Below are 12,023 nucleotides of genomic sequence, written 5' to 3' on the forward strand. Positions count from 1 at the left end.
CGCGCGCCGTCCGATACATTGACCCAGTATGAAAAAGCCTCTCGCCCCCAAAGCCCCGCGCGTCTCCGTCACCGCTCCCAAAAAGACCGGCCTGCTGCGCAAGGCAGCGCGCGTCGGCGCGACCGTCGTGGCCACGCGCGTCGCGGCCGATACCGGCAAGAAGGGCGTGTTCGGCCTGCTCGCCGGGATGGGGGCCAAGCGGATCATCACGCGCTATCCGGTCGGCGCGCTGGTCGTCACCGGCGCTTATATGGCGGGCAAGCTTTATGAGGCCAAGCGAGAGGTTGATCGCAAGCGCGCGATCAAGGCCCTGCCGGACCTCAGCAAGGAACCGGTGCCGATCAATGCCGCGCGCAAGGTGGCCAAGCCCTAAAGCGCGGCCTGCCACGTCCGGACGGCGTCCAGCGGAAAGGTCAGCATCAATATGTTGAGCGTCAGATTGTCGCGGATCACCGCGAGCGCCAGCAATTCGAACCCGACCGCCACCGCGACCGACAGCCAGACCGGCGCGCGCGAAGCGAACAGGAAGCCCAGCGTCATCATGCCAATGTCGCTCATCGAATTGAGGACCGAATCGCCACTATAGCCAAGCGCAATGGTCGCCGTGCGGTAGCGGTCGATGATGACCGGCGAATTCTCCAATATCTCCCAGGCCGACTCCACCGCCACGGCCAGCGCCAACCGCACCCCCATCGGGCGCTTGCGCAACAGCCAGAGGGTGGCGGGATAGAATAGCAGACCGTGAATGACATGGCTCAGGCTATACCAGTCGGCGATATGCTGGCTGTTGCCACTATCCAGCGCCCCGTGCCACAATTCGATCCGGCCACAGGTGCAGATCGGCGGCCTGTCCATCATCAGCAGCAGGGCGCAGCTTAGCAGGGCGATCAACCCCGCTGCGATCAACCCCCTGCGATGGACCATCCGCCTGTTGCGCATCCTGCCATTTCCCCCTCTTGCAAAAGCCCGCATCAAGCGGCACTAGCGGCCATGGCCGACAGCATCCTGATCGAAACGCCCGACTTCAAGCGGCGCGGCGTCCTCTTTGTCCTCTCCTCGCCTTCTGGCGCGGGAAAGTCCACCATTGCGCGCAAGCTGCTCGCCGCCGAACCGGATATGTCCATGTCGGTGTCGGCAACCACTCGACCGATGCGGCCGGGCGAAGTCGACGGCAAGGATTATCATTTCGTCGACCTGCCGGAATTCCGCCGGATGACCGCGGATCAGGAATTTCTGGAATGGGCCCATGTATTTGGCCAGCGTTACGGCACCCCCCGCGCGCCGGTGGAGGCCATGCTCAAAAGCGGGCAGGACGTGCTGTTCGACATTGACTGGCAGGGCGCGCAGCAATTGCATCAGATCGCCGGGGGCGACGTGGTGCGGGTATTCATCCTGCCACCCTCGATGGAGGAACTGGAGCGTCGCCTGCGCGGCCGCGCGACGGATAGCAACGAAGTCATTGACGGTCGCATGGCCCGCGCGGCGGGCGAAATCGCGCATTGGGACGGCTATGATTATGTGCTGTGCAATGTCGATGCAGATGATTGCTTCAGCCGCGTGCAGACCATCCTCCATGCCGAACGGATGAAGCGCAGCCGCCAGACCGGCCTGATTGGCTTTATCCGCAAGCTGGGCCGCTATCACCAGGACGATTGAGGACGATCCGCCGTCAAAAGCCTGCCGGGTCGGCCCAGTCGGGATGGACCCAGGCCATCGCCTTGAACAGGCTGCCCATCGCATCGGCACTGGTCAGCCGGGCGCGCGCGACCTCTATTTCAGCGGCGCGCGCAGGATGTGTGCGGGCCAGTTGCTCGGCGCGGGCGTCAATCCCTAGATCGCGCAGATACGGCCCCTGATCGACCGGGCCTGACACCCGCAATCCCGCCTGCCGCGCCATATTGCCGATGATGGTGAAGTCGACATGGGTGGTCAGGTCGACCTCGCCAGGATCGGCGAAGGGATCGGCAAATTCATGCGCCTTCACCGCTTGCAGCGTATCGCCCAGCAACGGCCCGGCATAGCCATAGTCGATGATGATCGCCGCACCGCCCTGCTTGGCGATCCGCTGCGCCAGTGCATAGGCGATCCCCGCGCCCACGATCGGCGTTTCGATGATCGCCCCGTCCTGCGCCTGCGCCGCGATTGGTGGCAGGCCGGATTCGATGCGGCGATAGCCAGGAACGGCGACAAAGCGCCCTTCTTCTTCGCGCCGGATGACGACCCGCTCGCGCCATTCCTCGCCCACGCGAATGCACTGGCGCACCGGCAGCGCATCGAAAAATTCGTTGGCGATGACCAGCAGTGGCCCGTCGTCAGGCAGGCTTTCGATACTGTCATGATGGGTGACATGGGGCAGCAGTGCGCGCTGCCGTTCGCGCAAGGTGGGGCTGGTCTCGACGAAATGAACGCGCGGCGCGAGGGCGGCGCTCTCCATCGCGCGCAGTGCGTCGGCGGCCAATGTGCCGCGTCCCGGCCCCAGCTCGGCATAAAGCGGCCCAGGCTTGCGCCCCGACCGCATCCACACGTCCGCCAGGCACAGCCCCACCAGTTCGCCGAACATCTGGCTGATTTCCGGCGCGGTGGTGAAGTCGCCATCCGCGCCCAACGGGTCGCGGGTGGCGTAATAATGCTGGTTCGCCTCCGCCATGAAATGCGCGACGGAGATCGGCCCGCCCGCGGCAATCTGGCGTGAAAGCCGTTCAGCCAGGGTCAGCGGCTCAGCTGACACTCGCGTTTCCGGCGATGGGCTCCACCCGCGCGCGACGCCCCTTCGACGTGACGATCAGGTAGAGCCCGCCCAAGATCATGGGCAGGCAGAGCCACTGACCCATATGCAGGCCGGTACGCGCGGCAAATTCCATCAACTGCGCGTCCGCTTCCCGCACATATTCGACGCCGAACCGGAAAATGCCATAGCCCAGCAGGAAAATGCCCACCAGTTTCCCCGGCTGATAGCGCGCGCGCGTGCGCCAGAAGGCGAAGGCCAGGATGGCGAACAGGACAAGCCCTTCCAGCGCGGCTTCGTACAACTGGCTGGGATGGCGGGGATAGGGGCCGCCGGTCGGGAAGATGATGCCCCAGGGAACATCGGTTTCCTTGCCCCACAATTCACCATTCACGAAATTGGCGAGGCGCCCGAAGAACAGGCCGAAGGGGACGCAGCAGGCGACATAATCATGGATGCGCAGCCAGCTGAGCTTCTCCTTGCGCGCCATGTAGAGAATACCGAGCGACACGCCCGCCGCGCCGCCATGGAAGGACATGCCGCCATTCCACAGCTTGAAGATGTCGAGCGGATGCGCAAGGATTTCCGGCTGGTAGAAGATCACATAGGCTAGTCGTCCGCCGATGATGATCCCCAATGTTGCATAGAAGATCATGTCGTCGGCATGGCGGCGACCCATGGGCGATCCGGGCTGGGCGATCAGCTTGAGCAAATACCAGTAGCCGATCAAGATCCCCGCCAGATAGGCGAGACTGTACCATTTGAGCGTGAAGAAGCCGAGGTCGAGCGCAACCGGGCCGACGCCCAGATCGTCAAAGCGGATCGCGCCCGAAGCGGCAGCGGCAATGTCCAGGATCAATTCGGCTTCCTCTTGGCAATAGGATTGTGGCCATAGAAGGATTTTCAGTCAGATGGAATCATCTGATGGCACTCAAATCACGGAAATCCAAAAATCCCCGACAGGCCGGACAGTATGGGGGGCGTTGCTCTTTTCGCCAGATAGGCGGGCCTCATCCTTGATCCGTTCCGCATTTCATGGAGGGCAGGGCGCGCGCCTTGCGCATTGTCGCGTATCTGCTTAAGCATGGTTCCCAAGTTCTGGCTCCGCATTGGGGCTGGCGATATGTGAAGCGAGTTACGGCATGGTGCAGCAAAGCCGCCCATCGCCGCAGAGTTCCGGCCCGACCGGCCGTTATGCGGGCAAGCGCGCCGCTTCCGGTCCGGGCGATGGGAGCAGGGCTGCGGCCATTCCTCCCCCGTCAACGCAGCGGGGCTTTGCGCCTTATGGCGCGCGCGAACGGCGATCCTATGCCGCGATCGACCTTGGCACCAACAATTGCCGCCTTTTGATCGCCAAGCCGTCGGCTGACGGTTTCATCGTCGTCGATGCTTTTTCGCGGATCGTGCGTCTGGGCGAGGGGCTGGCGTCCACTGGCCGGATCAGCGACGCGGCGATAGACCGGGCGATCGCTGCCCTGTCTGTCTGCGCGGACAAGCTGCGCCGCCGCCATGTCACGCTGGCGCGATCGGTAGCGACCGAAGCCTGTCGCCGTGCCAGCAACGGCGCTGAATTCATCCAGCGCGTCTATCGCGAAACCGGCATAGCGCTCGACATCATCAGCGCGGAGGAAGAGGCGCGGCTTGCTGTGCTGGGGTGCCATGCCTTGCTGGAACCGGGCAACGGCCCGGCCCTGATCTTCGACATTGGCGGTGGATCGACCGAATTGGTGCTGGTCGATGCTCAGGGCTCGTCGGGCGCGCCGCGCATTGTCGATTGGGTAAGCGCGCCATGGGGCGTCGTATCGTTGACCGAGAGCGAGGCGTTCGAGCATGACGATGCCGATGCGCGGCTGGCCGCTTATGGTAGGATGCGCGCGCGGGTCAGCGATGCATTCGCGCCGCTCGCGCGCCGCCTGCCGCAGGCGGCGGAGGACATCCGCCTGCTCGGCACGTCCGGCACGGTGACGACGCTGGCAAGCCTGCATCTCAACCTGCCGCGCTACGATCGGCAGGCGATTGACGGGCTGATCGTGCCCTGCACCTCCATGCGGTCCATTTCGGAGCGGCTGTCGACCATGACGCTGGGCGAACGGCAGAAGCTGCCCTGCATCGGCACCGAACGGGCCGATCTGGTGGTGGCGGGTTGCGCGATACTGGAATCGATCCTCGACATCTGGCCTGCGCAGCGGCTGGGCGTTGCCGACCGGGGTATCAGGGAAGGCATTTTGCGCGGGCTGATGGACCGCGACGGGAGAATGATGTGAAGGGCGCCATATGAGAGGATCTGGCGCAGGCAAGGTGCGGGTCAAGAGCGCGAAGGGCCGCACCGCGCAGTCGGTGCGCTGGCTGGAACGCCATCTGAACGACCCCTATGTCCATAAGGCCAAGGCGGAAGGCTGGCGCAGCCGCGCCGCGTTCAAGCTGATCGAACTGGACGAGAAATTCCATTTCCTGAAAGGGTCGCGCGCGGTTGTCGATCTTGGTGTCGCGCCGGGCGGCTGGTCGCAGGTGGTGCGCAAGCTGGTGCCCAAGGCGGCTGTCGTGGGTATCGACCTGCTGCCGGTCGATCCGATCGGGGGTGTCACCCTGTTCGAGATGGACTTCATGGATGACAAGGCGCCGCAGCTTCTGCGCGATGCGCTGGGGGACGCGCCGGATCTGGTGATTTCCGACATGGCGGCCAACACCGTGGGCCATCCCCAGACCGACCATCTGCGCACCATGGCGCTGGTCGAGGCGGCGGCCTGGTTCGCGGTTGAAAATCTGCGCAAGGGTGGCACGTTCGTAGCCAAGGTCTTTGCGGGCGGGACCGACGGCGAACTGCTGGTGCTGCTCAAGAAGAATTTCACGACGATCAAACATGCCAAGCCCCCCGCCAGCCGCAAGGGCAGCGTGGAATGGTATGTCGTGGCGCAAGGGTTCAAGGGGCGACCCGATGAACCGGCGCGGGACCGGACAGGCGCGCCGATCGCCGAATAGGGCCGGATGGCTGACGCATAGCGGAAGGAAGCGGGGGTCACTTGGTCGCAACGGTATCGACGGTCGCTTATCTGGGTCTGGAGGCGCGGGGCGTCGAGGTACAGTGCCAGTTGGTTCCCGGCCTGCCCAATTTCATCGTCGTCGGCCTGCCGGACAAGGCGGTGGCCGAAAGCCGCGAGCGAGTGCGCAATGCCATCGCCGCCATCGGCCTGTCGCTGCCGCCCAAGCGGATCACGGTCAACCTTTCCCCCGCCGACCTGCCCAAGGAAGGGTCGCACTATGACCTGCCGATCGCACTGGCGCTGCTGGGGGCGATGGGGGTGATCGATGCCGAAACGCTGTCGGGCTATGTTGTCGTCGGCGAACTGGGTCTGGACGGCCGCACCGCGCCATCGCCTGGCGTGTTGCTGGCCGCGCTGCATGCGGGCGAACAGGATATGGGGCTGGTCTGCCCGGTAGCGCAGGGGGCCGAAGCCGCCTGGGCAGGGCAGATAGAGGTAGTCGCTGCCCCCGATCTGCTGAGCCTGCTCAATCATTTCAAGGGCACTTCGGCATTGTCGCCGCCGCAACCGGGCGCTGTCGAAGCGCCGGTTCGCACCGCTGACCTGAAACAGGTCAAGGGGCAGGAAACGGCCAAGCGTGCCATAGAGATTGCTGCGGCAGGCGGTCATAATCTGTTGATGGTCGGGCCGCCGGGCGCGGGCAAATCGCTGATGGCAAGCTGCCTGCCGGGCATATTGCCCGAACTGACACCGGGCGAAGCGCTCGAAACGTCGATGGTGGCGAGCGTCGCGGGGACGCTGGAGGGCGGGCGGATCAGCCGCGCCAGGCCGTTTCGTACCCCCCATCACAGCGCGTCGATGGCGGCATTGGTCGGCGGCGGGCTGCGCGTGCGACCGGGGGAGGTCAGCATGGCGCATCTGGGTGTGTTGTTTCTGGACGAACTGCCAGAGTTTCAGCGCGCTGTGCTGGATTCGCTGCGCCAGCCGCTGGAGACGGGCGAGGTGACGGTGGCACGCGCCAATGCTCATGTGACCTTCCCGGCAAGAGTGCAATTGATTGCCGCCATGAATCCCTGCCGCTGCGGGCATCTGGGCGATCCGGCGCTCGCCTGTTCGCGCGCGCCGCGTTGTGCGGCGGATTATCAAGCCAAGGTTTCCGGGCCGCTGCTCGACCGGATCGACCTGCATGTCGAGGTGCAGGCGGTGACCGCTGCCGATCTGGTGCTACCGCCGCCGGCGGAAGGTTCCGTTGAGGTCGCCGCGCGCGTCGCCGCTGCCCGCGCGGTCCAGACCGCGCGCTATGGCGACGGCAAGGTGCGTACCAACGCCGAAGTCGATGGCGAGGCGCTGGAACAGGTCGCGGGGCCGGACGAGGCAGGCCGGCAGTTGCTGGCGCAGGCCGCCGCCGCGATGAAGTTGTCGGCCCGCGGCTATACCCGCGTATTGCGGGTCGCGCGGACGATTGCCGATCTGGCCGGGGCGGAAAAGGTCGGGCGCGTGCATATCGCCGAAGCGCTCAGCTATCGCCGGCGCGCGCCGGTGAACTGACACAGCGATGCTCGCCGCGCTCAAAGCCTGGGCCGGGCGGCTGAAGCGGGAAGTCTTGGCATTGTGGATTGCCGCGCGCAGCCCCGATACGCCATTGCCCGCACGGCTGATCGCCCTGCTGGTCGCCGCCTATGCGCTCAGCCCGATCGACCTGATCCCGGACTTCATTCCAGTACTGGGGTTGCTGGACGATCTGCTGATCGTGCCGCTCGGTATTGCGCTGGCGGTCCGTTGCATCCCGGCCGCGCTGATGGCGCGCTATCGGATCGAGGCGGCGGCGCGTGCCGACCGGCCATCGAGCCGCACGGGCATGTTCATTGTGCTGTTTCTGTGGGGCGTGGGGCTGGGCGCCTGTGTGCTTTGGCTGGCCGGCTGACGGATCAGGGGATTGGCTGGACGCTCATCAGCGTGAAAAGGCCGATGGCGACGCCGCCAATCGCAAAGCCGATCAGAAAGCGGCGAATATCCGGCCAATAATCGGGCGTGTCCATGGTGTCGTCTCCCCATGTCGATGACGGGGGAGGGGTATCGCTGCGATGCGGCTGCTACCAGTGACAAATATGGTTAGGGGGAGGGGATGATCAGGCCGCGCCGTCGCCAGCGATCAGTTTGAGTTCCGTGACCGGGCTATGGTCCTCATGCGCGAAATGTCCTTCGATCCGGCTGCCCGGTTCGATCGTTATCCGTTCATAGCGCACGTCGCCTGTAATCCGGGCCGTGCTCTCGACCACCAGTTCCTGCGCGGCAATCGATCCGTCGACAAGGCCCGCCAGGCGCGCGCTCTGCGCGGTGACATGGCCGACGATGCGGCTGTCTGGACCCTGCACCAGCGCGGCACAGCTGATGTCGCCTTCAACCGTGCCGTCGACATGCAGGTCGACCGATGCAGTCAGATTGCCGCTGATGGTCACATCACTGCCGATCAGCGAAAAGGGGGTGTTTTTAGCCCCGGTTGCCGACATCGGCGAAACGCGCTTTTGCGATTTGCTGGACTTGGAGAACATCTTGGCGGGCCTCCAGAAAACGACGCGGGTTGATGGCCTGGCCATTCAGCCGGACCTCGAAATGCAGGTGGGTGCCGGTCGAACGGCCAGTCGATCCCATGCGGCCGATCGTGTCGCCGCGTGAAACCGACTCGCCCACGCGACCCACAAAGCCGGAAAGATGGGCATAACGGGTCATCAGGCCATTGCCATGTTCGACCTCGACGACATTGCCATAGCCCTGACGCTGGCCCACGAAGCTGACCTTGCCACCAGCGGCCGCGTGAATGGGTTGACCATAGCGGCCGGGAAAGTCGATTCCGGCATGGAAAGCGGCATGGCCGTTAAACGGATCGCGGCGATAGCCATAGGAACTGGTCTGCATCGGTGCCGTGGTGGGCTTGCCCGACGGGATGGTGAGCAGGCTGCGCTCCAGCAATTCCATGCGGTTGAGCGCGCTGGCCAGCTCTTCCAGCTCGCCGGTCATCGCACCCTTGTCGCCCTTCCACGGGACGAAGGGGCCGCCCTGCGCGCGGGCGGCGTTGCGGGTCAGGCTGTCGGGGTTCAGGCCAAAGCTGCGGATCGCGGCGGCGGCCTTGTCTGCGCGCCGCTCGACCGCGCTGGTCAGCATCATCGCGAACTGACGCTGCCGCTGGGCCAGTCGGACGAGAGGCGCGGCTTCGGGGGCCATGCTGATCTTGGCCGTCAGCTTGCCCTTCTCGCCGCTCTTGGCCGGGCCGACCAGATCGGCGCCCGCGGCATTGCCGTCCTCCGCACCGAAATGCGTCTTGTAGAGTTCATCCATGAAATCCTGGCGCGCTTCCAAGTCCTGCGCCAGATCCTCGACCGATTTGCGATAGTCCGCGACCTTGTCCGCTGTGCTGGCGACGGCCTTGCCCTGTTCGGCGAGCCGTGCGCGCTCCTGCGCCACAGCGGCTTTGCCAGCGAGCATAGAGATGGTTGCGCCGCCCCAGCCGATCAACGCGGTGGAGGCGATGGCAATAGCGGCAAGCTGCGCCCGGCGCGAGATTCGCAGGAACTTCACCTGCCCCCCGGAGCGGAGAAAAATCTCCCGCTCAGGGCAAAGCGCGTTCAACCGCGCGCGGAGAGCGGCGGCTCCCGTTTTGCTGTTCTGCGACAATTGCGACCCCGCACTCTTATTCGAGTCGGGCCGATAGCAAAGCATTGCGAACTAGGCGAATCCGTCGTTGCGGAGTCGTGACGAGTCGAAGCCTCAGCGCGGCGAAATGATTGGGGCCTTTATTTGTTCCTTGCCGTCGAAAACAATTTTCAGCGCTGTTTCAATCTATTTGAGGGCTGGGCTGGCGAGTTTCTGTTTTGCCAGCAGCTCTGTTATGGTCGCCGCAGGCATGGCTGCGCCAAAATGATAACCTTGGCCATAATGGCATCCGCCCGCGCGCAGATAATCGACCTGACTGCTATTCTCCACCCCTTCGGCCACGGTACGGATACCCAGGCTATAGGCCAGGTTCAGCACCGTGCGGACGATGGCGGCGTCGTCCGGGTCCGTCTCCAGATCGCGGACGAAGCGCTGGTCGATCTTGATGATGTCGATCGGAAATTGCTTGAGGTGGGAGAGGGATGCGTAGCCCGTCCCGAAGTCATCAAGGGCAATGGACACGCCCGCTTTGCTCAGGCGGTGCAGCACCTGACCGACACGGTCGGCATTGCGACCCAGAAAGACCGACTCGGTGACCTCCAGTTCGATCATCGTCGGCGACAGGCCCGCCTGCGCCAGCCGCTCCAGCAAATGACCCGTGAAATTGTCATCGTTAAGGTCCGCGCCCGACACATTGAGGGCGACATGACCAACGTCCAGCCCGGCATCGCGCCAGCGGGCGCAGTCGGCAATGATGCCGGCGATCATCTGATTGGTGATCGCCGGTCCCAGTTCGGGATGCTCGAACGCCGCAGCGATGTCGGCCGGCATGATGACCGTTCCATTGCCGGTCGGGCAGCGGAACAGCGCTTCGAACCCGATGATCGCGCCGGTGTCGAGCGCGATCTTGGGCTGATACCAGGGGCAGGGGTGTTCCTGCGCCAGAACATGCCGGGCACGGTCGAGCATCGCCGTTTCCCGGTCCCAGCTTTCCAGCAGGTCCGGCCCGAATATGGTTGCGCGGCCCCGGCCGTTATTTTTGGCATGATAAAGGGCGATGTCGGCATGTTTGACCAGCGCGGTCACATCCTCGCCATGGTCGGGGAACAGCGCCACGCCGATGCTGACGCGAGATTCGATCGGTCGGCCGCGATAGTCGAGCGGCGCGTGCAGATGATCGGCGATGCGCGTCAGGATCGACTGAAGCGCGTCGGCATCGGGCAGGCGGGTCAGCAGCACGGCAAATTCGTCGCCGCCCATCCGCGCGACCAGATCACCCGGCCGCAGCGCTTGGCGCAACCGTCCGGCCACGGCGCATAGCAGCGCGTCGCCCGCATCATGTCCCGCCGTGTCATTGACACGCTTGAATTCATCCAGATCGATCAGCAGGACCGCGAGTTGCGTCCGGTCGTTCGATGCCGCGGTCGCCTGCGTCACGGCGGCCATGAAATGCGCGCGGTTGGCAAGGCCGGTCAGCGCGTCCGTCATGGCGAGGCGTTCGAGATGCCGTTCGGCCTGCTTGCGTTCGGTAATGTCGACCACGCTGGTCATGAAGCAGGGTTCGCCGTCGATCACGATCGGGCGGGCGGACAGCATTGCATGGCGGATGGCCCCGTCGGCGCGGCGCAGCCGACACTCGAAATTGTCCACCGCTCCGCCGCGCTGTAGCGTAGCGAACAGCTCGTCGCGCACCGGCAAATCCACATAGGTTTGCTCGGCATTATCGAGCCGGACGTCATGTCCCGCTCCATAGGCATCGATGGCCGCGCGGTTTAGATGCAGGATTTGACCGTCATAGCGTGTGACCAGCAAGGGTAACGGCACAGCCATGAACATGCGCTGCAACGTATCGCGGCTGTTGGCCAGTTCCAGCTGTACGGCCTGCGCGACCTGCCCGGCGGTCCATTCCTGCCGCTGAAGCCGGTTGTTGCGCGCGATCGCGATGCACATGCCGCAATGGAGTATCAGCATGGCCAGAACCATGCCCGGCATGGTGGAGGACAGCGGGGCAGGGGCGAGATAGCCGATCAGCAGCACGATGCCACAGGCCAGCCCGCCGCCGACATTGCCGCGATAACTGGTTGGGACGACCAGATAGAAAACCAGCGGCAGCATGACGAGGACGAAGATGGCGATGTCGCTGCGCGAACTCACCAGAAAGGCGACGCCGATGGCGGTTACGACCTGCCAGGCGAAGCAGATGCGTTCAACCGCCCGAAAGCTTGTCATCCGACGGGTTAGCCACAGGCTGACGATCGACCAGATAATCACGGCCAATCGCGCCGGCACGGCGACCCAGAAATGCGCGGTCCCGGCAAAGCGCCAGTCGCTCAACAGGAACAGCGTGTTGAGAATCGTGGAAAGAATGAAAAGATTGCGGGCATGACGCCGCGATTCGGGCAGGCGCTCGGACTGGAACGCCGACTCCCGCTCGGCCAGGCGAAATTCGCCGCTGATTGTCGAAAGCCCGTTCACGTCCAGTCCAGTTAAGGCGCCCCGTTGGTGCCGGGGGCTAAAATAGGGCAGGCACGGTTAGCAATTCCCTAACCAGCGTCCTTTGACCCTGCCAGATCAACGGGATGGCCAGGCGGTCGGCGATCGGCTTGACCCTTTGCCCCGGCATCGCTATAGGCCCGCCTGCCCAGCGGTCTGCCGCGTCGAGACTC

At 64.5% G+C, this 12,023-nt stretch carries 12 protein-coding genes; 6 read left to right on the forward strand and 6 right to left on the reverse strand.

What is annotated here, in order from left to right; all coding sequences use genetic code 11:
- Positions 1–28: 28 nt before the first annotated feature.
- Entirely contained in the window at positions 29–373 is a 345-nt protein-coding gene (locus tag CJD35_RS08465) for a hypothetical protein (protein WP_017184014.1), read from the forward strand.
- On the opposite strand, the gene CJD35_RS08470 is transcribed toward CJD35_RS08465, so the two are convergent.
- Positions 370–924, reverse strand: coding sequence for a DUF2585 domain-containing protein (locus CJD35_RS08470; protein ID WP_026002553.1), 555 nt, complete (start codon positions 922–924; stop codon positions 370–372). The two genes, CJD35_RS08465 and CJD35_RS08470, sit on opposite strands and share 4 nt — an antisense overlap.
- A gap of 66 nt (positions 925–990) precedes the next feature.
- Between CJD35_RS08470 and gmk the strand changes: the two genes are divergently transcribed.
- Complete coding sequence (gmk, locus tag CJD35_RS08475) at positions 991–1,656, forward strand: guanylate kinase (RefSeq protein ID WP_017184016.1); 666 nt, start codon at positions 991–993, stop codon at positions 1,654–1,656.
- Positions 1,657–1,669: 13 nt separating this feature from the next.
- Here gmk and CJD35_RS08480 read toward each other — a convergent pair whose 3' ends face one another.
- Both CJD35_RS08480 and lgt read right to left on the reverse strand, forming a co-directional pair.
- On the reverse strand, positions 1,670–2,728 hold the full coding sequence (locus tag CJD35_RS08480) for a class I SAM-dependent methyltransferase (RefSeq protein ID WP_017184017.1): 1,059 nt from the start codon (positions 2,726–2,728) through the stop codon (positions 1,670–1,672).
- On the reverse strand, positions 2,718–3,584 hold the full coding sequence (gene lgt / locus CJD35_RS08485) for a prolipoprotein diacylglyceryl transferase (RefSeq protein WP_017184018.1): 867 nt from the start codon (positions 3,582–3,584) through the stop codon (positions 2,718–2,720). Before lgt ends, CJD35_RS08480 begins: the two co-directional genes overlap by 11 nt.
- A gap of 283 nt (positions 3,585–3,867) precedes the next feature.
- Here lgt and CJD35_RS08490 point away from each other — a divergent pair, with 283 nt between their 5' ends.
- From CJD35_RS08490 to CJD35_RS08505, 4 genes are read left to right on the forward strand one after another with little or no spacing between them, the layout of a single operon-like run.
- Positions 3,868–4,989, forward strand: coding sequence for a Ppx/GppA phosphatase family protein (locus CJD35_RS08490; RefSeq protein WP_017184019.1), 1,122 nt, complete (start codon positions 3,868–3,870; stop codon positions 4,987–4,989).
- Between the two features lie 10 nt (positions 4,990–4,999).
- Positions 5,000–5,704 (forward strand): RlmE family RNA methyltransferase, encoded by a 705-nt coding sequence (locus CJD35_RS08495; RefSeq protein ID WP_019052925.1) that lies wholly within the window; start codon positions 5,000–5,002, stop codon positions 5,702–5,704.
- Positions 5,705–5,745: 41 nt separating this feature from the next.
- The gene (locus CJD35_RS08500) at positions 5,746–7,254 is read left to right on the forward strand and encodes a YifB family Mg chelatase-like AAA ATPase (RefSeq protein ID WP_095686986.1); all 1,509 of its coding nucleotides are present in this window, start codon (positions 5,746–5,748) and stop codon (positions 7,252–7,254) included.
- 7 nt (positions 7,255–7,261) lie between these two features.
- Positions 7,262–7,630, forward strand: coding sequence for a YkvA family protein (locus CJD35_RS08505; RefSeq protein ID WP_017184022.1), 369 nt, complete (start codon positions 7,262–7,264; stop codon positions 7,628–7,630).
- Between the two features lie 205 nt (positions 7,631–7,835).
- Here CJD35_RS08505 and CJD35_RS08510 read toward each other — a convergent pair whose 3' ends face one another.
- The 3 genes from CJD35_RS08510 to CJD35_RS08520 all read right to left on the reverse strand — a co-directional run bounded on the left by CJD35_RS08510 (position 7,836) and on the right by CJD35_RS08520 (position 11,832).
- Complete coding sequence (locus CJD35_RS08510; RefSeq protein ID WP_017184024.1) at positions 7,836–8,216, reverse strand: bactofilin family protein; 381 nt, start codon at positions 8,214–8,216, stop codon at positions 7,836–7,838.
- Entirely contained in the window at positions 8,197–9,282 is a 1,086-nt protein-coding gene (locus CJD35_RS08515) for a M23 family metallopeptidase (RefSeq protein WP_017184025.1), read from the reverse strand. The genes CJD35_RS08510 and CJD35_RS08515 overlap by 20 nt, the downstream gene beginning before the upstream one ends.
- A 261-nt stretch (positions 9,283–9,543) precedes the next feature.
- On the reverse strand, positions 9,544–11,832 hold the full coding sequence (locus CJD35_RS08520) for a putative bifunctional diguanylate cyclase/phosphodiesterase (protein ID WP_026002555.1): 2,289 nt from the start codon (positions 11,830–11,832) through the stop codon (positions 9,544–9,546).
- Positions 11,833–12,023 lie beyond the last annotated feature (191 nt).

It is taken from the genome of Sphingobium xenophagum (genome assembly GCF_002288285.1).
Lineage (GTDB): Bacteria > Pseudomonadota > Alphaproteobacteria > Sphingomonadales > Sphingomonadaceae > Sphingobium > Sphingobium xenophagum.

Excerpts from the sequence above, each read along its gene's own strand:
- gmk (WP_017184016.1), top strand. The coding sequence starts at position 991 with ATGGCCGACAGCATCCTGATCGAAACGCCCGACTTCAAGCGGCGCGGC.
- CJD35_RS08470 (WP_026002553.1), bottom strand. The coding sequence starts at position 924 with ATGGTCCATCGCAGGGGGTTGATCGCAGCGGGGTTGATCGCCCTGCTA.
- CJD35_RS08510 (WP_017184024.1), bottom strand. The coding sequence starts at position 8,216 with ATGTCGGCAACCGGGGCTAAAAACACCCCCTTTTCGCTGATCGGCAGT.
- CJD35_RS08465 (WP_017184014.1), top strand. The coding sequence starts at position 29 with ATGAAAAAGCCTCTCGCCCCCAAAGCCCCGCGCGTCTCCGTCACCGCT.
- CJD35_RS08505 (WP_017184022.1), top strand. The coding sequence starts at position 7,262 with ATGCTCGCCGCGCTCAAAGCCTGGGCCGGGCGGCTGAAGCGGGAAGTC.
- CJD35_RS08490 (WP_017184019.1), top strand. The coding sequence starts at position 3,868 with ATGGTGCAGCAAAGCCGCCCATCGCCGCAGAGTTCCGGCCCGACCGGC.
- CJD35_RS08495 (WP_019052925.1), top strand. The coding sequence starts at position 5,000 with ATGAGAGGATCTGGCGCAGGCAAGGTGCGGGTCAAGAGCGCGAAGGGC.